20 protein-coding genes are annotated in these 20,770 nt (G+C 51.2%); 9 read left to right on the forward strand and 11 right to left on the reverse strand.

The window, feature by feature from the left end; translation table 11 throughout:
* Nucleotides 1-6 precede the first annotated feature (6 nt).
* Entirely contained in the window at nucleotides 7-1,611 is a 1,605-nt protein-coding gene (malX, locus tag EH228_RS00525; RefSeq protein WP_152319749.1) for a maltose/glucose-specific PTS transporter subunit IIBC, read from the reverse strand.
* Nucleotides 1,612-1,807: 196 nt separating this feature from the next.
* On the opposite strand from malX, the gene malI reads away from it, so the two are divergent.
* Nucleotides 1,808-2,842: a Mal regulon transcriptional regulator MalI gene (gene malI, locus EH228_RS00530; protein ID WP_152319750.1), complete on the forward strand. Its 1,035-nt coding sequence runs from the start codon at nucleotides 1,808-1,810 to the stop codon at nucleotides 2,840-2,842.
* A gap of 35 nt (nucleotides 2,843-2,877) precedes the next feature.
* Here the strand turns inward: malI and EH228_RS00535 are convergent, their stop codons facing one another.
* From EH228_RS00535 to manA, 3 genes are all read right to left on the reverse strand, one after another.
* Entirely contained in the window at nucleotides 2,878-4,050 is a 1,173-nt protein-coding gene (locus tag EH228_RS00535) for a serine hydrolase domain-containing protein (RefSeq protein ID WP_193323243.1), read from the reverse strand.
* 353 nt (nucleotides 4,051-4,403) lie between these two features.
* Nucleotides 4,404-5,909: a YdgA family protein gene (locus EH228_RS00540; RefSeq protein WP_152319752.1), complete on the reverse strand. Its 1,506-nt coding sequence runs from the start codon at nucleotides 5,907-5,909 to the stop codon at nucleotides 4,404-4,406.
* Between the two features lie 134 nt (nucleotides 5,910-6,043).
* A complete protein-coding gene (gene manA, locus EH228_RS00545; protein ID WP_152319753.1) occupies nucleotides 6,044-7,228 on the reverse strand; it encodes a mannose-6-phosphate isomerase in 1,185 nt (394 codons plus the stop codon).
* Nucleotides 7,229-7,426: 198 nt separating this feature from the next.
* On the opposite strand from manA, the gene fumC reads away from it, so the two are divergent.
* Nucleotides 7,427-8,824 (forward strand): class II fumarate hydratase, encoded by a 1,398-nt coding sequence (gene fumC, locus EH228_RS00550; RefSeq protein ID WP_152319754.1) that lies wholly within the window; start codon nucleotides 7,427-7,429, stop codon nucleotides 8,822-8,824.
* Between the two features lie 556 nt (nucleotides 8,825-9,380).
* Here the strand turns inward: fumC and EH228_RS00555 are convergent.
* Nucleotides 9,381-9,782, reverse strand: coding sequence for an H-NS family histone-like protein (locus EH228_RS00555; protein ID WP_152319755.1), 402 nt, complete (start codon nucleotides 9,780-9,782; stop codon nucleotides 9,381-9,383).
* Nucleotides 9,783-10,433: 651 nt separating this feature from the next.
* Between EH228_RS00555 and EH228_RS00560 the strand changes: the two genes are divergently transcribed.
* Nucleotides 10,434-11,507 carry an AbrB family transcriptional regulator gene (locus tag EH228_RS00560; RefSeq protein WP_240116201.1) on the forward strand — a complete coding sequence of 358 codons (1,074 nt, stop codon included), beginning with the start codon at nucleotides 10,434-10,436 and terminating at the stop codon, nucleotides 11,505-11,507.
* 62 nt (nucleotides 11,508-11,569) lie between these two features.
* On the opposite strand, the gene bhsA (EH228_RS00565) is transcribed toward EH228_RS00560, so the two are convergent.
* Nucleotides 11,570-11,827: a multiple stress resistance protein BhsA gene (gene bhsA, locus EH228_RS00565; RefSeq protein WP_152319757.1), complete on the reverse strand. Its 258-nt coding sequence runs from the start codon at nucleotides 11,825-11,827 to the stop codon at nucleotides 11,570-11,572.
* 53 nt (nucleotides 11,828-11,880) lie between these two features.
* Nucleotides 11,881-12,135, reverse strand: coding sequence for a multiple stress resistance protein BhsA (gene bhsA / locus EH228_RS00570; protein ID WP_152319758.1), 255 nt, complete (start codon nucleotides 12,133-12,135; stop codon nucleotides 11,881-11,883).
* A gap of 320 nt (nucleotides 12,136-12,455) precedes the next feature.
* Here bhsA (EH228_RS00570) and EH228_RS00575 point away from each other — a divergent pair, with 320 nt between their 5' ends.
* Nucleotides 12,456-13,094 carry a TetR/AcrR family transcriptional regulator gene (locus EH228_RS00575; protein WP_152319759.1) on the forward strand — a complete coding sequence of 213 codons (639 nt, stop codon included), beginning with the start codon at nucleotides 12,456-12,458 and terminating at the stop codon, nucleotides 13,092-13,094.
* Nucleotides 13,095-13,128: 34 nt separating this feature from the next.
* The gene (gene msrA, locus EH228_RS00580) at nucleotides 13,129-13,656 is read left to right on the forward strand and encodes a peptide-methionine (S)-S-oxide reductase MsrA (protein ID WP_152319760.1); all 528 of its coding nucleotides are present in this window, start codon (nucleotides 13,129-13,131) and stop codon (nucleotides 13,654-13,656) included.
* A 114-nt stretch (nucleotides 13,657-13,770) separates the two neighbouring features.
* On the opposite strand, the gene EH228_RS00585 is transcribed toward msrA, so the two are convergent.
* Nucleotides 13,771-15,021, reverse strand: coding sequence for an MFS transporter (locus EH228_RS00585; protein ID WP_152319761.1), 1,251 nt, complete (start codon nucleotides 15,019-15,021; stop codon nucleotides 13,771-13,773).
* A 100-nt stretch (nucleotides 15,022-15,121) separates the two neighbouring features.
* Between EH228_RS00585 and EH228_RS00590 the strand changes: the two genes are divergently transcribed.
* The 3 genes from EH228_RS00590 (at nucleotide 15,122) to bioD (ending at nucleotide 18,178) form a co-directional block, all read left to right on the forward strand.
* Nucleotides 15,122-16,015 (forward strand): LysR family transcriptional regulator, encoded by an 894-nt coding sequence (locus EH228_RS00590; RefSeq protein WP_152319762.1) that lies wholly within the window; start codon nucleotides 15,122-15,124, stop codon nucleotides 16,013-16,015.
* A gap of 135 nt (nucleotides 16,016-16,150) precedes the next feature.
* Nucleotides 16,151-17,368: a sugar metabolism global transcriptional regulator Mlc gene (gene mlc, locus EH228_RS00595; protein ID WP_152319763.1), complete on the forward strand. Its 1,218-nt coding sequence runs from the start codon at nucleotides 16,151-16,153 to the stop codon at nucleotides 17,366-17,368.
* 138 nt (nucleotides 17,369-17,506) lie between these two features.
* A complete protein-coding gene (gene bioD, locus EH228_RS00600; RefSeq protein WP_152319961.1) occupies nucleotides 17,507-18,178 on the forward strand; it encodes a dethiobiotin synthase in 672 nt (223 codons plus the stop codon).
* Between the two features lie 220 nt (nucleotides 18,179-18,398).
* Here the strand turns inward: bioD and EH228_RS00605 are convergent, their stop codons facing one another.
* Both EH228_RS00605 and EH228_RS00610 read right to left on the reverse strand, forming a co-directional pair.
* Nucleotides 18,399-18,698 (reverse strand): DUF1161 domain-containing protein, encoded by a 300-nt coding sequence (locus tag EH228_RS00605; RefSeq protein ID WP_152319764.1) that lies wholly within the window; start codon nucleotides 18,696-18,698, stop codon nucleotides 18,399-18,401.
* A 48-nt stretch (nucleotides 18,699-18,746) separates the two neighbouring features.
* Nucleotides 18,747-19,097 (reverse strand): DUF1283 family protein, encoded by a 351-nt coding sequence (locus tag EH228_RS00610; protein ID WP_152319765.1) that lies wholly within the window; start codon nucleotides 19,095-19,097, stop codon nucleotides 18,747-18,749.
* A 130-nt stretch (nucleotides 19,098-19,227) separates the two neighbouring features.
* On the opposite strand from EH228_RS00610, the gene EH228_RS00615 reads away from it, so the two are divergent.
* On the forward strand, nucleotides 19,228-19,557 hold the full coding sequence (locus EH228_RS00615; protein ID WP_152319766.1) for a YnfA family protein: 330 nt from the start codon (nucleotides 19,228-19,230) through the stop codon (nucleotides 19,555-19,557).
* 182 nt (nucleotides 19,558-19,739) lie between these two features.
* On the opposite strand, the gene ydfG is transcribed toward EH228_RS00615, so the two are convergent.
* Nucleotides 19,740-20,489, reverse strand: a complete 750-nt coding sequence (gene ydfG / locus EH228_RS00620) for a bifunctional NADP-dependent 3-hydroxy acid dehydrogenase/3-hydroxypropionate dehydrogenase YdfG (protein ID WP_152319767.1) — start codon at nucleotides 20,487-20,489, stop codon at nucleotides 19,740-19,742.
* Nucleotides 20,490-20,770: the final 281 nt, after the last annotated feature.

The raw sequence follows: 20,770 nt of genomic DNA on the forward strand, positions 1-20,770 counted from the left end.
GCGCCGTTATGGCGCCGTATTCGATCCGGCCGATGCAGACGACATCAGGCTGACCATTTCATCTTTGACGGACTGAACCTGGGGGCCAATGACCACTTGCAGGCTGTGCTGGTCCAGATGCACCACGCCAATCACTCGGTTAGCCTTCAGCACGGCATCATCCACCCGACACATATCCTTAACTTGCAGACGCAGACGCGTCAGACAGTTATCCAGCGAGGTAATGTTATCCATGCCGCCCAGCGCCGCCAGAATGGCGGGGGTGTTATAGCCTGATTTTCCGCTGGTGAGGGGATTTCCGGTGCTGCTGTTATCGCTATCGCGTCCTGGTGTTTTGATATCAAAGCGGATAATGGCGAAACGGAAAATCAGGTAGTAGGCGGTAAACCAGATAGCCGCCACCAGCGGCACATAATACCATTGGGTCGACAAGCCATGCAGGATACCAAACACCACGAAGTCGATGACGTTACCGTCGGTGTTACCGATAGTCACGCCCAGTATCGCCATCACGGTAAAGCCCAACCCGGTCAACAGCGCGTGGACGACATACAGCACCGGGGCGACGAAAAGGAACAGGAATTCGATGGGTTCGGTCGTTCCACCGACCATGCAGGCCACCACACCGGAAATCAACAGGCCTTTAATTTTATGGCGGTTCTCTGGGCGGGCACAGTGATACATCGCCAGTGCCGCGCCAGGCAGACCGCCCAGAAATGCCGGCATCTTACCCTGCGAAAGGAAGCGGGTCGCGCTTTCCGAGAAGCCAGTGGTGGTCGGGCAGGAGAGCTGTGCCTGGAATATGGTCAATGCGCCGCTCACGCTACGGCCACAGACATCCAGGGTGCCGCCGGCATCGGTGAAACGGATGATTGCCACCAGAATATGCTGTAGTCCAAATGGCAGCAGCAGGCGTTCGCCCGTGCCGAAAATCATCGGACCCAATTCGCCCGCCTCATTGATGAGCTGCCCCAGACCGCTGATCGCGGCGGCAAACCATGGCCAGATTAACGGGATAACCAGCCCCAGCAGTCCCATCACCAGGGTGGTGATAATGGGCACAAAGCGCGTCCCGCCGAAAAAGGCCAGCGCATCAGGCAGACGGACGGTGTGGAAACGTTGGTGCAGATAAAAGACCATGATGCCGACGAGCACCGCACCGAGAATACCGGTATCAATTGACTGAATACCGATAATATTCTGGATGTTATTGGCTTTCAGCACCACATTATCGTTGGTCGGCAGTACGCCTTTGGCATGCAGCCAGAAGTTGACCGCCAGGTTCATCACCGCAAAACCCACGAAACCTGAAAATGCCGCCACACCTTTGTTATCACGTGCCATACCCAGAGGAATGGCAATGGCGAACATCACCGGTAGATAGCTAAAAGCAAAGGACCCCACCTTACTCATCCAGGTGAAAACCAGCTGTAAAACAGGATTGCCAAGAAACGGGAGTAAGCTAATGACATTGTGGCTGCTCAGTGAGCTGCCAATACCCAGCATGATGCCGCAAAATGACAACAGTGCGACGGGCAACATGAAGGTTTTTCCGAGACTCTGAAAGAATTCCCAGAGGGTGATCTTGTGTTTGGCGGGGCTGTCTGACATGGATGCTCCTTGCTTAAAGACTTCAGCCGCGGTACGGAAGTAAAAATGATAAAACGTTTTATCATGAGTTAATGAGAGTTAAATCAAAATATATCGCGACCCGTGGTTTTATTTATTTAATGACAGGTGTAACGTTTTATCTCCTGTTTTTTTACTGTACAGCGTGGCGTTGTCCCTCTGTTTGAATCCGCTAATTATGTCGCTGAAAAAAAACACCACGATTAATGATGTTGCCGCTGAAGCCGGGGTTTCCGTCACCACCGTCTCGCTGGTGCTTAGCGGAAAAGGCCGGATCTCTCCGCTTACCGCCGCGCGCGTCAATCAGGCTATCGAAACGCTGGGATTTGTGCGTAACCGCTCCGCCGCTATGCTGCGTGGTGGTGGGAGTGGGGTCATCGGACTCATTGTGCAGGATATTTGTCAGCCATTTTATGCCGAGATGACGGCGGGACTGAGTGAAACGCTGGAAAAAAATGGCAAGGTGCTGTTTCTTACCCAGAGTGGTCATCGGGGACAGAATATTGATCGCTGCTTTGATTCTCTGGTGGCGCAAGGTGTGGAAGGGATTGTGCTGGGCGGCGGCGCAGAGAATGCCGCACATTTGGTTGACAAGGCGCGTGAGCAGGGCATGGCGCTAATCTGTGCTTCGCGAGCCCGCAGCCTTGATGGTGTCGACGCAGTCCGTCCGGACAACCAGTATGCCGCGAAGAGGGCGACCGAATACCTGATTAAGCGTGGTCATCATTGTATTGCCTGGCTGGGAGGATCAAGTGCTTCACTGACTCGCGCAGAGCGTATCGGTGGATATTGTGCCACGCTGTTGCAATATGGGCTGCCGTTTCGCAGTGAATGGATTGTTGAATGCGGGCGTCACCAGCGTGATGTTGCCGCTATCACTGAACAGTTAATTCACCAGTATCCCACTATTACCGCCATTCTCTGTCATAACGCGACCGTGACGCTGGGCTGCTATTTTGGTTTGCAGCATACCGGCAGAACCATCGGTAATGGCGCGGTGGACAGCTATTACGGTCAGCAGATGGCGCTGGTGGGATTTGGCGACACGCCGCAGGCGGAACTGACTGACCCTGCGTTGACCTTTATCAGCAGTTCAGCGCGGGAAATTGGCCGCAGTGCAGCGACACGCATATTGCAAAGAATGGCGGAACCAGACGCGGCGGTGCAGAATGTCATTCTGTCACCGCGGTTGATCGAACGGGGATCAGCGTAAAACAGGGCGCTAAATTCCCCCCTTTGCAGGTTATATCATGGCGTTTTTTGCGGATCTGGCTGACCGAGCCATTTAATAATGACCGCCACGGCGCTAAAAAAATCATTGTCATCCCTGTTCATCGCGACCTTGCGCGAGGTCTGTTTCACAATAACGACTTTCTCGGCGGGATCGACATAAATCGTTTGGCCGTAGATACCGATAGCGGCAAAAGCATGATTGCTGCTGATCCACCATTGATCTTTATACGTCCAGTTTTTCATGAAAGGGAGATGGCTGAAATGGCTTTGCTCAAACGCCTGATGCGAGCCGCCTTGTTGTAACGTGGCGATAAACGATGGCGAGATGATTTGTCGGCCGTTAAGCTTACCGCCCTCTGCCATGATGTTACCGAAACGCGCCAGATCACGCGCGGTTGCATTAAGTCCGGCGCCACAGAACGGGGTGTTGTATTGATCGAGCAAGATATATGCATCGCGCTCTGCCCCTATTTTTGACCAGACATTTTTCTCAATAAGCTGATAAGCCGGTTGGCCCGTAACGCGTGCCGCGATCCAACATAATACGTCGGTGTTAGGGGTGGCATAAAAAAGTATCTGACCATGGGGCCCCTGGCCTTTTTTTATCGACTGCAGGAAAGCGCGCATGCCTTTTCTGCCACCCGGTTCATGGTTGTCGCCAGCCAGATTCATCGCCTGCAGATACTGATTAAATCCAGAATGGGGATCATCGTAGTCTTCAGTGTAATCCAGCGAAACCGTCATATTGAGTACCTGATCCACCGTGGCGTCATCCCAGGCGCTGCCTGCCAGTTCAGGAACATAGGTTGTCACTTTTTCCCCGGGATCAATTTTTCCCTGCTTAATGAGAGGATAAATAGCGGTGGCGCTGATGGATTTAGTGACCGACATCATCTGGTGGCGGGATCGTGCATTTTGTCCGTTGAAATACTTTTCGTAAACGATTTTGCCATCCTTCACCACGACAAAGGCATCGGTGAACGTGTCGGCCAGCACCTGCTTCAGCGGAAGGGTTTGTCCATCGCTGACCTTAACGGGTAAATTATCCAGATTTAGCAATGCTACCGGTAAGGAAGAGACCGCGCCTGCGCCTTTATCCAGTGAGGCCGTGGGATAGAGATGATTCATATGCTGCCAGGACCAGCGATTCTCCGGATAGTAAAATCCATTACTGGCAGTAATTGTCATTGCCTGTTGGGATCCCTCGCTGGGAAGGGGGGGAGAGGAGAGAGCCGATGTTGATAAAAAAGTAAGAGAAATTAACGCTATTTTGTATGTTCCTTTCATTTTAACGCCTCCATGTCATGCAGTCGTTACTGCACATTCGGGGTATCAGGGATATGTCATCCCTTTTATGGTGCAATAGTAAGGTAAGCATCATTTATTAATTTGACGGCCTGCACTGTTTTGCAAACTCACCGGGGCTTTCTGTGCGATTTTTTGTCGGGGGGGAGAATTCAGAATAAGACTGGCTGCCAGCATGATGCTGGCAGAGAGAACAGCAGCATAAAAGGCGCGACATGCACGCCCTGTGATGTGTGTTACTGCGGTGCTTTCGCGGGGGATGTATCGCTATCCTGCATATAATAGCGGGACAGGAACTGGTCGAGCGGCATTTTCTCACCATTCATCGTCACCTGGCCCGCCGCGTACTGCAGACTGGTCACGATGTTATTGTCCTGCTGAGTGGTCAGTTTGAACAACTGTCCCAGCGCCGCCACGCCTTTCACCTGCTGATCAGCCAATTTAGCGGCATCTTCCTGCTTATAGCCTTCCGCTATCGCAACCCGGGTCATCAGTTCGGTTGCCATACCCATTGAAATTGACAACTTGCCGTCCAGTTTTTTCAGCACGTTATCCACGTTCAGGAGAATATTTTGCGGCTGTGCGGCATTGGATGCGGGATCGTTGAAGTCGATGGCAAGGTTCAGAGTGCTTTCACCCTGGTCATTTTTCCAGCTCAATGGCGCGATATTCACGGTGGGAGAGCCTTTTAACAACAATGGCATGTTAGCGCTGAGTACCTGGCTCATACGCTGTTGATACAGCGCAGGGTTGTCACTGATGCCCGGCTCACTTATCAGCGCCTGTACCTGACGGTTATAGTTATCGGAGAAGGCTTTGACGCCGTTGGCATCAAACTGGGCCAGCTTGATGAAGAGTTTACCCTGACCGAAGTTCTGATCCTGTACCTTCAACGCATCCAGGGTGTAATCGATAGTACCGCTAATCAGGTTTTTTTCAGAGTTGAAAGAGGATTTACCCTTCAGTCCTTCTACGGTGAAGGCTTCCTGACCGTTAACCGCCGCAGTCAGTGTTTTCAGATTAACGCTCTGGTCGCCAATGCGCATCCCTTCCTGGGTCAGATGGGTGTTGGCATCCAGTTGCAGGCCGTTGGCGGTGAACAACACGGGCATATTGAGCTGGTTTTTGGTGGTCAATGCCAGACTGTCCAGATGACCGTTGAAATTAACTTTGTCACCTTCATTATCAGCGCTAATGTTTAGTGTACCGCCATGCGAAGCGAAACGCTCGCCAGTCTGGGCATCGCTGTAATCAACCGGTAATAAGGTGATTTCAGAGGTGGTCGCCCCACTGTAGCTAATCCGGGTATCAGCCTGAATGACTGATTTGCCTTGCGCCATGCTAAATAACGCCTTCACTGCATCGGTATTTTCCAACTGAGAGTGTACGGAAGCCATGCCGGGGATCAGATGGAATTTTTTAAGCTGGGCGAAAGGGAAAGGACCGTGGTCGATCTTTTCATCAAAAACAATACTCTGTCCTGGTTTGAGCAGGGAGTTATCTTCAGTCTGCGAACTCGACTGCAACACAATACGGGCGGAACTGCTGAATATGCCGCGCTGGAAATCCTGATAGCTCAGTCGCAAGCGACTTTCCGGCGCCATATTGTCAATCTGGGCATTCGCGTTTTGTACCAGCTGATCCATATTTTTTTCCAGTTGTTTTCCGGTAAGCCAGGCGGCTCCGGTCCAAATCACGCCAAGGGCGACAACCACGCCGATAGCTATTTTGGTTTTCTTCATCTGTAAGGTCATCCTTATTCAATCACTGGCACCGGTAATTTATTCCTGCGGGCAAAAGTCCGGCGAACTAAAAACGCCATAAAGACGTTTTTGTTTAATAACTTAAATCATCATAGCAACTGTAGCTTACACAGTCAGCCGTAATCGCTTAGATCGTTATAAACCCGGGCAATACGGCCTGTACCAGCCAGCGTTATCGGCGATTGACAGGCAGGGATAAAGCAGGATTCGCCTGGTTTCAGCACCAGATGATTGTCGCGCTGGCTGACCTCGGCCTGGCCCTCAACGCAGAACAGAATGGCGGCGCTTTGCTGACTGACCGTTTGTGGCGTGGCGCTGAGTGGGTGCAGTGAGAAAGCAAAGTCCTTCACTGGGACCGGAAAAGAGAGGGTTTCTCCCTGGCGTACCGGCTGGGTCAGGAGGCTGGCACAGGGTTTGGCCTCGAACTTCAGATTGGCCATCAGTTCCGGAATATCGATGTATTTGGGCGTCAGCCCTGCGCGTAGTACGTTATCGGAATTCGCCATCACCTCCAGCGCGACACCTTTCAGGTAAGCATGGGGGGTCTCAGCAAACAGGAACATCGCTTCACCTGGCTGGAGTTCAATCACGTTTAACAACAGCGGGGCGAACAGGCCGCTGTCTTGCGGATAGAACTCGGCGATCAACTGTATGGTGTCCCATGGTTCGCCATGCTGGCTGTGTCGTACGGTTTTGAGAATATCCAGCGCCTGGCGTTTTTCTTTACCCTGCATAGCGAGCAGAGAAGGGAACAACTGAGCCAGCCCACTGATCGCAGGAGAGTGGAGGAAATGGGCGATGGCAGGGTGCGCTGCGGCGACAGGTTGCAGTAGCGAGACGATTTCGTGCAGTTCCCGGAAGCCATTCATCGCGCGAAATGGCGTCAGGGCAAACACCAGTTCCGGCTTGTGGTTGGCATCCTTATAATTGCGTCTGGCATCAGAAAGTGGAATGCCGGCAGCGTTTTCTTTTGCAAAGCCCGCTTCAGCGGCGGATTTGCCTGGATGGACCTGGATGGAGAGTGGCTGGTCGGCACACAATACCTTAAAAAGAAACGGTAACTCGCCAAACTGCTCCGCGACTGCGTTGCCGAGTAAGCGCGCTTTATCTTCCTCTATAACCTCACGCAGCGAGCGCCGCTGCCCATCAACGTCGATAAAGGAAGGGCTTTTGGGATGCGCACCCATCCACAGTTCGGCCATCGGCTGATGGTCAGGGTTAGCAATGCCATAAAGTTCAGTCAGGGCCTGGCGGCTGCCCCATGCATAATTTTGCAGCGAATTGATTAATTTTTGCATGTGTACTCACAGATAATCCAGTTATCACTGCGGCTATTAAAGCAGAAAACCAGGTCAAAAAGACAATCCTCAGTGCAGGAAGGAAGAATTGATCGCATAATGTTAAATTATTGTATATCAGAGTATGGCCTGCGCATGATGCCCTGAAGGGCGCAGGATGGGTCAATAATTCATATAATGAAGCCAGAGGAGACAGTAATGGCCGCTAATCGCATTGAAAAAGATTCGATGGGCTCGATTGAAGTACCTGCGGATAAACTTTGGGGCGCTCAGACTCAGCGCTCGCTGGAACACTTTCGCATCTCCACGGAAAAAATGCCGGTTGAGTTGATCCACGCACTGGCGCTAACCAAGCGTGCCGCCGCAAAAGTTAACCTGGATTTAGGATTGTTGCCGCAAGATCGTGCTCAGGCGATTATTAAAGCGGCAGATGAAGTGTTGGATAATCGCCACAGCGGTGAATTTCCTTTGGCGATCTGGCAGACGGGGTCCGGCACTCAGACCAACATGAATATGAATGAAGTGCTGGCAAACCGCGCCAGTGAATTGCTTGGTGGTGAGCGCGGCATGTCTCGTCTGGTTCACCCGAATGACGATGTGAACAAAAGTCAGAGTTCAAACGATGTCTTTCCTACGGCGATGCACGTTGCGGCGGTCATTGCGCTGAAAGCGCATCTCTTGCCACAGTTAAAAGTGCTGCAAAACACTCTGTGTCATAAGGCGGAAACCTTCAAAGACATTGTTAAAATTGGTCGTACCCACCTGCAGGACGCGACGCCATTGACGCTGGGCCAGGAGATCTCCGGTTGGGTGGCAATGCTGAATCACAACCTGACGCATATTGAGCAAAATATTTCTCACGTGGCAGAACTGGCGCTGGGGGGGACGGCTGTCGGCACAGGGCTGAACACCCATCCGGAATATGCGGTTCGCGTAGCAAAAGAACTGGCGGAACTGACTGGCCAGCCATTTGTGACCGCGCCAAATAAATTTGAAGCGCTGGCGACCTGTGACGCGCTGGTACATGCGCACGGCGCGTTAAAAGGCCTGGCGGCCTCGTTGATGAAAATTGCTAATGATGTACGCTGGTTGTCTTCGGGTCCGCGCTGTGGGATTGGCGAAATATCGATACCGGAAAATGAACCTGGCAGTTCTATCATGCCGGGGAAAGTCAACCCGACTCAGTGTGAAGCCATGACCATGTTGTGCTGCCAGGTCATGGGGAATGACGTGACGGTAAATATGGGGGGGGCTTCTGGTAATTTCGAGCTGAACGTTTATCGCCCGATGATAGTCCACAACTTCCTGCAATCGGTACGAATGCTTGCTGACGGGATGGACAGTTTTAATCATCACTGTGCGGTGGGAATCGAACCTAATCGTGACCGTATTACCCAGTTGTTGAATGAATCACTGATGCTGGTTACGGCATTAAATACCCATATTGGCTATGATAAAGCGGCGGAAATAGCCAAAAAAGCCCATAAGGAAGGGCTGACGCTAAAAGGATCTGCGATGAAGTTGGGTTATCTGACGGAAGAAGAGTTTGATGCCTGGGTTCGTCCGGAAGATATGGTCGGTAGCATGAAGTCATAATCACTATCACCGATATAACCTGTTACTCAATGGAGCGGAAAATATTCCGCTCTTTTGTTGCGGTTTAACCGCTGAACCCGGTCAGTCTGCTGCTAAATAACGTCTAATGGCATTCGCTGAGAGTTCCTTCCCTCCTGACTATCAGCTTATCCTTAATCAACCGCTTAAATCTTCAGCTGTTCCTGGAAATAAACGAGCATCTCAGCCTTTAATTTATCTGCCCACAATTCATGAGTCGAACCGGGTGTATCGACAGACCTGGACGTCGTTTTAGTTTATCGGGACTCAGCTTGCTGATGGATATTTTTAATAACGGGTGATTCGCTCAGCTCAGAGGTAATGAAGTCTGCTGGGGCGTGTTATTTGTAATTCGGGTCGTGCCAGAGAGGGGCTATACCCTTCATATTTCTGGATTTTATTAAAAGCAAGAGGCCCGAAAATACGGACGATAAGCAAGCGTTACTGGTGATAGCCGAACAGTGGAAGGGCACATCTAAAAGAGAATTTATGGAAAAAAAACGGCCACGCTGAAGGTGATCACCAGCGTGGCGGAAGATTAAATCAGGAAATCTTCCAGTTTTTTACCCTGTTCCAGGGCTTGTTTAATCACTGCTGGCGTCCGGCCTTGCCCCGTCCATGATTTGATTTCGCCGTTTTCGTCGGTGTACTGATATTTAGCCGGACGAGGTGCACGTTTGGAGCGAGATTTACCGGAAGAATTATCAATAGCAGTCAATTCGCTTAAATCAATGCCGTCATCCAGTAGCATCTGGCGGTATTTCGCCAACTTCTCTTCTTTTTCCTTGAGCTCGGAAGCGATAGCGGCTTCTGCTTCTCGACGTTCGTTGACAACCACTTCGAGCTTTTCCAGCATCTCTTCAAGTTCGGTTAAAGAAACTTCACGAGCCTGTGCGCGAAGGGTTCGAATGTTATTTAATACTTTCAGAGTTTCGCTCATAAGGGAATCCGTAGCATTGGGTGGTTTAAATTTAATCAGTGTATCGTTCAGGGATCAGTGTACAGATAAATTTGTCAGTTAAAAATACCTTATTCAAGAAATATCTCTTTGTGTACCCGCTTTTTCGTATTTTTTGCAAATATCCCAGGGAAAGAGGGATATTATTTACATTCTTGAGAATAGTCTTACGCCTTAAAGCACACGGTAACAGACGCGCGTGTAGCCTGAGTGCAACCCTCAACAGATAATTTCCATGGATGAGCCCCTATTCTTTAATTATTGAATCAAACCGCCAGGTTAGTGTTATCTGTCTGGTTTAAGAGCCGATATTTATTAAAAAAACTGAGAGCAGGGCATCTTCCATATACATGCCATCCTGTCTGTCGCCGTTCATAAGATGATTAACCGTATGACGAGCAACAGCAAAGGAGAGAGACGATATACAGCAAGTCTTTGTCGTTTTCTGGGGCTTATGTCAGGATAACCATCTTCTTTTTTGTGGGCGGATTATCATGCACAATCGCCTGATTACCGATGCCGATTGCAGCACAGGGCGGGCGACGCAGTCGGTGTGAACTGGCAACGCTTCCCGGGAAACGGTAGGGCTATTAGCTTGCCGTGCTGACGCTTAATTTATTATTGGAGTCCATGATGAAAACGTCTCCCTCGCGCTGGTTCTGGCTGATCGTGTTTTCGGGCGTGGCGGTTGCTCTCCTGGAAAGTCTGCATTTACCCGCTGCGTTGTTGCTGGGGCCCATGGTTGCGGCGATAGTTTTTGCCGCCAGAGATAAGCCCGTCACCATTCATCGGCATTGGTTTTATCTGGCGCAAGGTGTGGTCGGCTGTATGATTGCCAGAGCCATTCCGTCTTCGGTATTTATTGAGATGGCAAAGAACTGGCCGCTGTTTATTGCCTGTGTGCTTTCAGCCATTATTGCCAGTACTTTTCTCGGTTGGCTGCTAACCCACTATCAGGTGTTGCCAGGATCCACCGCCATTTGGGGGTCATCGCCTGGCGCTGCATCGGCAATGACGTTAATGGCGGAAAGCTATGGGGCAGATGTCCGGCTGGTGGCTTTTATGCAATATTTGCGGGTCGTGATTGTGGCGATTACCGCCACGCTGGTTGCGCAATTCTGGGCACCGCCATCGACGGCATCCACGCCTGCTGTTTTCAATATTATCCAGCCGATCGCCTGGGGGCCTTTTGGCGCGACGCTGGTATTAATTATTGCTGGTGTGATGACCAGCCGTTATCTGCGTATTCCTGCGGGGCCATTATTAATTTCACTGGTATGCGGCATGATCGTGCAAGATACGCATCTGTTGAAGCTCGAATTACCGCCAGTATTGCTGATGGCGTCCTATGCCATCATTGGCTGGAATATTGGCCTGCGGTTTAATCGCGAGATTCTGTTGTATGCCGCAAAGGCGTTACCGCGTTTACTATTGTCGATATTTAGCCTGGTCGCCATCTGTGGTGGTTTCGCTTTTATGTTGGTGCATTATGCCGGTATCGATCCACTGACGGCTTATCTGGCCACCAGTCCTGGCGGGGCTGATTCGGTCGCGATTATCGCCTCTTCCAGCAAGGTGGATATTTCGTTTGTGATGTCGATGCAAACTGGCCGTTTTCTGCTGGTGTTGATAACCGGTCCGGCGTTGGCGAAGTGGGTGACGAATTCAATGGCGGCTCGTCAGATGAAGCACCGTGACCACCACTGAGTTATAGCGACAGACGGGAAAAGAACGCCGCCAGCAGGCTAACTCTGGCGGCAGGCGGGCGATTATTTATAAATGATAGCGGTGCCATGCAGGTTGTTCTGACCAGAGGTCGAAGTGATGCAGAAAGATTTCGCGCCCGCCCGATCGGCCTTTACTGAGAGTTGATTCTCCAGCGAGGTCAGATTGCTGCTACCGGTTGCGCTGATCACGCCAATTTTCTGCTGACTGGCGGGGGCTTCGTCAACCTGTTCGGCTGCCAGGCTGGCAAAAGAAAGGCAACCTAAAATCATTGCAGCTCCATATAATTTGATGTTTTTCATGATAATACCTCTAATTTTTAAATTGGGTTTCTGCCAGCAAAGCTCAAACGGCCTTACTGATAAATGACCGCGGTACCATGCATGCAGTTGTTGCCGCTGGTCGAGGTAATGCGAAATGATTTTGCCCCTGCGGCATCGGCTTTTGCCGCCAGATGTGATTCCAGCGTTGATAAGTCTGAGCCACTGGCGGAGACAACGCCGACTTCTTGTTGCTGAGTGGGGGGGCTATCGACCCCCTCAGCGGCCAAACCGCTAAAGGAAACGGTGGACAGTGCCATCGCGAGCAGGATCATTTTGGTGCTGTTCATGGTGCGTTCTCTCTTGGTATTCGGTAGATTTCAAATCGGCATCATTATTAATTAATGATCGATAATTAAATGTTATTCCTGAACGGAAAAGGCGTCAATTATATTTTATTATCGATCGTTAGTTTAATTGTTATTGCTTTGATAAATAACAATTTATTTTTACCTCCCCCAGCAGGAAGTCACACTTCATGTCGACGAAAATGTTATCTGACAAGTAAGTTGAGGCAGACGGTGTAGAAGGGGCTCGACAGTTGCGTGAAGATTTTTTTATAATGATTGATAATTTATTCGCCAGCGCAGTAGCCGGTAAGTGAGGAACGATGACTGACCAGGACATCTGCACGCGTAAAGGTCGGGGACGACCAAAAACGTTTGATCGGGACGCGGCATTAGATAAAGCACTGGAGCTCTTTTGGCGTCATGGCTATGAAGCCACGTCATTGTCCGATCTGGTCGAAGCCACGGGTGCCAAGGCCCCCACGTTGTATGCGGAATTTACTAATAAAGAGGGCATGTTCCGGGCGGCGGTTGAACGCTATATTGAACAGTACGCTGACCAGCGTAAGGCCGCGCTGGTATGCCCGGAAAGCTGTGTGGCGAAGGGCGTTGAACGCTATTTCCGCTTGACGGCGGCCAGTTATACCGATTGCAGCAAACCGGCGGGCTGCTTCTTTATCTGTACTTCAACGGTGTTGTCTGCGGAGTCAACTGATGTCGCGGATATGCTGCGTGATTGTCATACCAGCCAGAAAGACGATCTGAAAAGGTTTCTGCTGACAAGGCAGCAAAGTGGTGAACTGAATTCACAAACCAATATTGACGCACTCTGTGACTACCTTGTCTGTTTGCTGCAGGGGATGTCGGTACGTGCCCGTGAAGGGGCGAGTCGCGCCGATCTGGATAGCATTATTGATACACTTATGCTGCAATGGCCCACATTAAGCCAACTGGGTATCTGAGTACCGGTCGGCACAGATAAAAAAGGAGTTAACCGTGACAATTGAGTATGCAATCATCGCCGGAGGCTGCTTCTGGTGTACGGAGGCCGTTTTCAAACAAATTCACGGCGTGGAATCGGTAGAGAGTGGTTATATCGGTGGGCATCTGCCAAATCCGACTTATCGTCAGGTTTGTACTGGTGAAACCGGCCACGCAGAAGCGATTCGCCTGGGTTTTGATCCGGAGAAAATCAGCTACGGCGAGCTGCTTGATATCAGCTTTGCCACGCATGATCCCACTCAGTTGAATCGTCAGGGTGACGATATTGGTACGCAGTACCGTTCGGCGATTTTTCCGCTTGATGAGGTACAGAGGGCCGAAGCGGAAGCGGCAATCGCCCGCGCTCAGGCCGAGCACAGCTCCCCGATTGTGACCACTATTGAGACAGGCGAATGGTATCCGGCTGAGGATTATCATCAGAACTACTGGGAAGGTGACGGGCAGGAAAACCGTTACTGTCTGGCCGTTATCCCACCGAAATTGCAGAAGCTGCGCAAGCGCTACGCTAACCGTACTAAATAAAGCGCGGGTAAATATTCTCAGTGATAAAGACACTCGGGTTACTAAAAAACGTAACCCGTTAGCGTCCGTCTTGCGTTATTGCTGGCGCGCAATGTGATTGACGCAGTTTGCTGTTTACAGCTGTTTATTCCTGAGTCGAATCCCTACCAACAGCGCGAGCGCCAATAATGTGGCGATAAAGGCAGTGATGCCATGCCAGCCAAAATGGTGCCAGAAGACGCCACCCAGCGTACCCGCCAGGCTCGATCCCAGATAGTAGCTGAATAAATAGAGTGAGGAGGCCTGCCCTTTGGCTCGACGGGCTCGGGGGCCAATCCAACCGCTTGCCACCGCGTGCGCAGCGAAAAAACCCGCAGTGAACAGGAGCATCCCCAACAGGATCAACCCGATTGAACTGAACAGGGTAATCAGTACGCCAGTCGCCATTGTTGCCGTCGAAAACAGCAATACCGTGGCGCGACCATATTTTGCGGTCATCGCGCCTGCCTTTGGCGAGCTCCATGACCCCGTCAGATACACCACCGATAACAGGCCGACGGTGGCCTGGCTCAGCGACCAGGGCGGTGCCAGTAAGCGATAACCAATGTAGTTAAACAGGGTGACAAAAGCCCCCATCAATAAAAACCCCTCGGCAAACAGCAGTGGTAAGCCGCTGTCGCGCCAGTGCAGGCGAAAATTAATCAGCAGGGTGTGTGGTTTCAGCGGAATAGGGCGGAAATGGCGTGAAGGCGGTAATATTTTCCAGAACATCAGCGCCGAGGCCAGGGCGAAACAGCCAATGATGGCAATGGCCACGCGCCAGGAACTGAAATCAGTGATCACACCGGTGACTAAACGTCCGCTCATGCCACCAATTGAGTTACCACTGATATATAGCCCCATCGAAAAAGCAACCATGCTGGGGTGAATTTCCTCACTAAGATAGGTCATTCCCACCGCCGCAACCCCGCTTAGCGCCAGTCCGGTCAGCGCCCGCATGAGCAGAATGCCATGCCAACTGGTCATCGTGGCTGACAGCAACGTGCAGCATGCTGCCAGAAGCAGGGCGGTAACCATCACTGATTTCCGCCCAATGGCATCAGACAACGGGCCGGTTACCAGCAGGCCAAGCGCCAGTAAGCCGGTAGAAATAGACAACGAAAGACTGCTGGTGGCGGGAGAAACGCCGAATTCCTGAGAGAGCACCGGCAAAACAGGTTGTACGCAATAGAGCAGGGCAAAAGTGGCCAGACCGGCGGAAAACAGGGCCAGAGTAACCCGCATGAATTGCGGTGTGCCGCGTTTAATGTATTCATTGCCCGTCGAGAGGGCTGGGGGGTGTCTGACACTGTCATCCAGTGAGGCGGCTTGCGAGGAACGATTCACTGCAAATCCTTTGAAGAGATGATAAATCATTCTCTTAACTGTAATGAGCGATTAATATGATGTCTAATCTATTAATAATCTCGAATGATATGTTTAAAGTATGAATATCGAACTGCGTCACCTGCGCTACTTCATTGCTGTTGCGGAAGAGTTGCATTTTGGCCGGGCCGCCCAACGGTTGAATATTTCTCAACCCCCGCTGAGCCAGCAAATCCAGAACCTGGAGCAGCAGATCGGTGCCCGATTGTTTGCCCGCACCAACCGCAATGTGCAACTGACGGCCGCCGGTATGCAGTTTCTGACGGATGCCCGGCAGATTATGCAAAACGTTTCCTCTGCCGCTGACAAAGCCGCAAGGCTGCATCGGGGAGATGAAGGCGAGCTGCGGATAGGGTTCACGTCTTCAGCACCTTTTATTAGCACGGTTTCTGATGCGCTGTTTACCTTCCGCCAGCGTTATCCTGGCGTACATATACGGATGCAGGAAATCAATACGCGCCAGCAGATCGCACCGCTGAATGAGGGAAGGCTGGATCTGGGCGTGATGCGAAATACACCGTTGTCTGAGACGCTGGACCATCAGTTGATGTTGCGTGAGCCTTTGTTTGCGGTGGTGCATCGGGCGCACCGACTGGCGGGGCGTGACATGATTTCGGTGAGGGATTTGGACGGAGAGCCTCTGGTGTTTTTCGACCCACAGGTAGGCACTGCGTTGTATTCGGAAACAATGGCCTTGTTACAACGTTACGCGATACACCCGGCAATAACCCAGGAAGCAGGAGAAGCGATGACCATACTGGGGCTCGTCGCTACCGGTATGGGGGTCTCGATTTTGCCTGCATCTTTTCGTCGTGCCCGCCTGGAGGAAGTCAACTGGATCCCACTACAGGAACAGGATGCCTGGTCCGAAGTTTGGTTAGTCTGGTCAAAGCAGCGTGAGGCCAGCGCGGCGATGAAGCATATGAAAAATCTGATGCTGAAAACGCTGTCGTGAACGTTAAATGGATTTTAATTGCTATTTATGTGCGGTAAATCACATTCCTAATCAAATATTTGACGCACTCAGGGAAGTGTTTCACCATGACTGGACGGTTTTATTTTGCAGCGCGAAAATAAGTGAGTACAGGGCGTGATAACGGACAGTCAACCAGGCCATATCGACCAGATTAAGCAGACTAATGCAGGTGCGGTTTATCGGCTAATTGATCGGTTTGGTCCCATCTCGCGTATCGAACTGGCCCGTAAGGCTCAGTTAGCGCCAGCCAGCATCACCAAGATTGTGCGGGAAATGCTGGAGGCGCATCTGGTACAGGAAACGGAATTTCAGGAACCCGGTAGTCGTGGGCGCCCGGCTATTGGGCTGATCCTCGATACTGTCGCCTGGCACTATCTGTCGGCCCGTATCGGCAACGGCGACATTACACTTGCGCTGAGAGATTTAAGTAGTCTGCTGGTGGTGGAAGAAACGTTGCCGTTACCGGTTGACGCCACTCAGCCCCTCCTTGTCCGCATCATTACTGAGATCGATAGTTTTTTTATTCGCCACCAGAAGAAACTGGAGCGACTAACCGCGATCGCCATCACCCTGCCGGGTATTTTGGATACGGCACGGGGTATTGTGCAGCGAATGCCTTTTTATCATGTCAATGATATGCAACTCGGGCCGGCGCTGGAAAAACGTACCGGCTTGCCAATCTATATTCAACATGATGTCTGCGCCTGGACCCTGGCGGAAGCACTGTTTGGTGCATCGCAGGATACCAGTGATGTCATTCAGGTTGTTATCGATCATCACGTCGGGGCCGGGGTTATCACTGGTGGTCGCCTGTTACACAGCGGTAGCAGCGCGTTGGTGGAAATGGGCCATACCCAGGTCGATCCTTGCGGCAAACAGTGCTACTGCGGTAATCATGGCTGTCTGGAAACCGTCGCCAGCACAGCGAGCGTGCTGGAAATGGCGGCTAAACGGATGTTGGGCTCACTGAGTTCACAACTGCATAACCAGCCGCTGACCACTGAAACATTGTGTGATGCGGCGCTGGCGGGCGATCAATTGGCAAAAGATATTATTATTGATGTCGGCCACAGCGTGGGCCGCATTTTGGCCATTATGGTTAATCTATTTAATCCGCAAAAGATCTTGATTGGTTCGCCTCTGAACCGTGCAAAGGTCATTTTACATCCAGCCATTTCTGACTGTATTCGTCGTCAGTCGTTCCCGGCGTACAGCGCCGAAATTGAAGTCCAATCCACCTGGTTTCATAATCAGGGTACTATGCCTGGTGCTGCGCTGGTGAAAGATGCGCTGTATAACGGCTCGTTATTGGTGAAATTGTTGCAAGGCTGATGTCTTAACGCTAACGCTAATGCTAAAAAAATTGCGCTAACGCAAGCCTCTTTTCAGGCCCTTATCCTAAAATGCCCCTTCTGAAAATGTTAATTATTACTTATTATTTTGTGTCGGGAGTGGATTGTGGAAAGCAGCATATTGAAGCATTTATTTGTCACTGGCACCGATACAGGCGTGGGTAAAACAGTGGTCAGCCATGCGCTGCTGCAAAAATTGTCCACAGGGAATAAGCGTGTGGCGGGATACAAGCCCGTCGCAAAAGGCAGCCAGCAAACTGAAGCCGGTCTGCGCAATGAAGATGCGCTGGTCCTGCAGTCTTCTTCCTCGCCCGGACTTCCCTATGCTGCCATCAATCCTGTCACGCTGCTGGATGATGAGATTAGCACCAGCCGTGATGCCATCATCGATTACCGTACTTTAAGTCAGGGTCTGCACTCGTTGTGTGAACAGATGGATCATGTGGTGGTGGAAGGAACCGGCGGTTGGCGCAGCCTGATGAATGATATGCGTCCGCTGTCCTGCTGGGTGGTGGAAGAAAAGCTGCCGGTGGTGATGGTGGTTGGGATTAAGCAGGGCTGTATCAGCCATGCATTGTTAACGGCACAGGCGATTATCAGCGATGGATTGCCTCTGTTGGGGTGGGTGGCTAACCGGATTAACCCAGGGTTGGCGCATTATGCCGAGATTATCACGGTCCTGAGCAACAATATTCCAGCTCCGTTACTGGGAGAATTACCTTATCTTCCAAAAGCGGAAACGCGGGATCTGACAAAGTATCTGGATTTGGGCGTGATAGGGAAGGACTGATCAAGAAATCGCGACGTTCCCGCCGTATTCACGTCATACCTTTAGGCATCTTCAGCCGGTGGCGTACCTGTTTGATAATCAGCCATTGTTTTCTTGTCTTGCAATCGAATCTCCCATTCCTGAAGGGGGAGTCGCTAACGCCACCGGTGTTGCGGTTTTCGCGACAAAACGTAAAAAGGGGCTGCCTGAGCAACCCCTTTTGGTGACTGCTGAGTTTAACTTAAGATGACGGTGCGTCCTGCGAGGTGCCGGCACTGGCAGGTGCAGGGGCATCACTGTCACTGCCGTTACGTTTGTAGACAATCTTCTGCGTATCATTCTCGCAGTGCCCCACGACCTGACCACCAGCCTGATCGGCCTGATCATCGGGTACAATATCCAGTGAAAAACCGGAAGCGGGTACACCATTTTTGATAATTTTCTGATTAATCTCCGCCTTGACGGTTTCACATGATGCCTGTACTGCCAGCGGAGTAGCAATAATCAGTGCAGTTAACATCCACTTCAACCTTTTCATCATCCTTTCCTTTTGTATGAAACTGGCGATAACTATAGCAGCAATATGTTATTAAGGCGCTATAGGTCTGCCAGTACGGCGATCAAGGCAACGCAGGGTATTGGCTTCCCAATAAGCGTTAGTGTTCAGACTTTTCTCACAAGCATCACGAGTATCGGTAGCTTTATCGTACTTGTCGAAGTCTTTTTCATTACGCAGATTTTCTTTGTTACGCAGGCGCTGAGTTTGATCCCATTGCTGCTTCTGCTGACGCGCTTGTTCATTGCTCATCGCATTATCGCCGCCCTGAATAACCAGAGTGTCCGTTTTGGCCTGAACACTGTGTTGGATGCCAAACAGAGTACCAAACAACACCAGTGGCAACGCCGCGGCGCGAAGCTTCTTCTTCATTGTCATTTTCATCATCGGTTCCTTTGTTTCCCGTTCACAGGCTGAAAAGGTGCTGCGACGGCTATAACGAGTAGTATATCATTAGGTTATCGTGGCTCGCAGTCAAGCCAGTGCTATCGTTTAGATTTTCAGAGATGTTTCTATGCTTCTTAAAACAATCTTGCTTTTTTTCCTGACCGCGCTGGCGGAAATTATTGGCTGTTTCCTTCCCTGGCTATGGTTGAGAAAGGGCGCGTCTGTGCTGTTGTTGCTGCCGGCGGCGGCGAGTCTGGCTTTGTTTGTCTGGTTGCTGACTTTGCATCCCACAGCAAGCGGACGCGTTTACGCGGCATACGGTGGCGTGTATGTGGTGACGGCGTTGCTGTGGCTGCGTTTTGTCGATGGCGTCAGGCTGAGCCACTATGACTGGCTGGGCGCCGCGGTGGCATTTTGCGGGATGTTGATTATCGTGGCGGGATGGGGGCGGGTTTGAGCCTGAAAAGCCAATCCATTGTGGTTGGTCATGGCACGGTAAGTACAGCGTGGAGGTAATACTGGAAGGCGACCCGCGACCCGCGAACGGATGCGGTAAGGTACAACCAATCTGTGGCAGGGAGGGGATGCCATTCAGCCGGATAACATTATGGTGGCGAACATGAAGTCCGCCACCATAAGTTAGTTATTTTTATGCACTTTAAGGCCCGCCAGCGTTTGGCTTACCGGCATCATTTCCAGCGTGTTGATATTGACGTGTTTCGGCAGCGTCGCCACCCAGAACACGGCTTCGGTGACATCTTCAGCTGTCAACGGATCGGTGCCGTCATACACGCTGTCGGCTTTAGCCCCATCCCCCTTGAAGCGTACATTGGAGAATTCTGTTCCGCCAACCAGACCCGGCTCAATATTGGTGACGCGCAATGCGGTACCGTGCAGATCGGTACGCAGATTAAGACTGAATTGCCGTACGAAGGCTTTCGTCGCGCCATAAACGTTGCCGCCTGCATATGGCCAGTTACCCGCAGTGGAACCAATATTGATGATATGACCACGGTTGCGTTCCACCATGGCGGGCAATACGGCGCGAGTCATATACACCAGTCCTTTGTTGTTAGTGTCGATCATCGCTTCCCAGTCATCAAGACTGGCTTTGTGGGCGGGTTCAAGGCCCAGCGCCAGGCCGGCGTTGTTGACCAACACATCAATATTACGCCAGTCAGCGGGTAGGCTGGCCAGCGCCTCTTCAATACCGGCACGGTTGCGGACATCCAACTGCAGCGTATAAAGGTTATCACCCAGTTGGTCTTTCAGCGTTTGCAGGCGCTCCTGACGGCGACCGGTGGCAATCACTTTATGGCCTTCAGCGATAAAACGGCGAGCGATACTCTCGCCAAAGCCAGCGGTAGCGCCAGTAACAAATATAATCATCTCACTGTTCCTCAACACATTTTGGGGTACATCACCATATCATTTCCCCTGCGGACTGGTAAGGCGCGAATGGTGAAGAATGATAAGAAATTATGCACAACGATGGTGCGTGCAGGGGGCCAGTTGCTTACTGATAGTGCGTAAAAGCGCTGGTATCAGCGTTGTTTTTAATATCAGCCGTGCTATTAATCGAAAGCAATCGTTTGCCAACCATAGCGAACGGTTGCGCATACGATTGCATGCAGAATAAAAGAGCATTGCCACTATTTTTGTTTTAACTA

The sequence above is a fragment of the Erwinia endophytica genome (assembly GCF_009295515.1).
Lineage (GTDB): Bacteria > Pseudomonadota > Gammaproteobacteria > Enterobacterales > Enterobacteriaceae > Erwinia > Erwinia endophytica.

Coding starts and splice junctions, on each gene's coding strand:
- EH228_RS00535 (WP_193323243.1), bottom strand. CDS start 4,050: ATGACAATTACTGCCAGTAATGGATTTTACTATCCGGAGAATCGCTGG.
- fumC (WP_152319754.1), top strand. CDS start 7,427: ATGGCCGCTAATCGCATTGAAAAAGATTCGATGGGCTCGATTGAAGTA.
- EH228_RS00615 (WP_152319766.1), top strand. CDS start 19,228: ATGCTTCTTAAAACAATCTTGCTTTTTTTCCTGACCGCGCTGGCGGAA.
- bhsA (WP_152319757.1), bottom strand. CDS start 11,827: ATGAAAAACATCAAATTATATGGAGCTGCAATGATTTTAGGTTGCCTT.
- EH228_RS00560 (WP_240116201.1), top strand. CDS start 10,434: ATGAAAACGTCTCCCTCGCGCTGGTTCTGGCTGATCGTGTTTTCGGGC.
- bhsA (WP_152319758.1), bottom strand. CDS start 12,135: ATGAACAGCACCAAAATGATCCTGCTCGCGATGGCACTGTCCACCGTT.
- EH228_RS00605 (WP_152319764.1), bottom strand. CDS start 18,698: ATGATGAAAAGGTTGAAGTGGATGTTAACTGCACTGATTATTGCTACT.
- ydfG (WP_152319767.1), bottom strand. CDS start 20,489: ATGATTATATTTGTTACTGGCGCTACCGCTGGCTTTGGCGAGAGTATC.
- malX (WP_152319749.1), bottom strand. CDS start 1,611: ATGTCAGACAGCCCCGCCAAACACAAGATCACCCTCTGGGAATTCTTT.
- EH228_RS00590 (WP_152319762.1), top strand. CDS start 15,122: ATGAATATCGAACTGCGTCACCTGCGCTACTTCATTGCTGTTGCGGAA.
- EH228_RS00610 (WP_152319765.1), bottom strand. CDS start 19,097: ATGAAAATGACAATGAAGAAGAAGCTTCGCGCCGCGGCGTTGCCACTG.
- EH228_RS00555 (WP_152319755.1), bottom strand. CDS start 9,782: ATGAGCGAAACTCTGAAAGTATTAAATAACATTCGAACCCTTCGCGCA.
- EH228_RS00575 (WP_152319759.1), top strand. CDS start 12,456: ATGACTGACCAGGACATCTGCACGCGTAAAGGTCGGGGACGACCAAAA.
- manA (WP_152319753.1), bottom strand. CDS start 7,228: ATGCAAAAATTAATCAATTCGCTGCAAAATTATGCATGGGGCAGCCGC.
- malI (WP_152319750.1), top strand. CDS start 1,808: ATGTCGCTGAAAAAAAACACCACGATTAATGATGTTGCCGCTGAAGCC.
- EH228_RS00540 (WP_152319752.1), bottom strand. CDS start 5,909: ATGAAGAAAACCAAAATAGCTATCGGCGTGGTTGTCGCCCTTGGCGTG.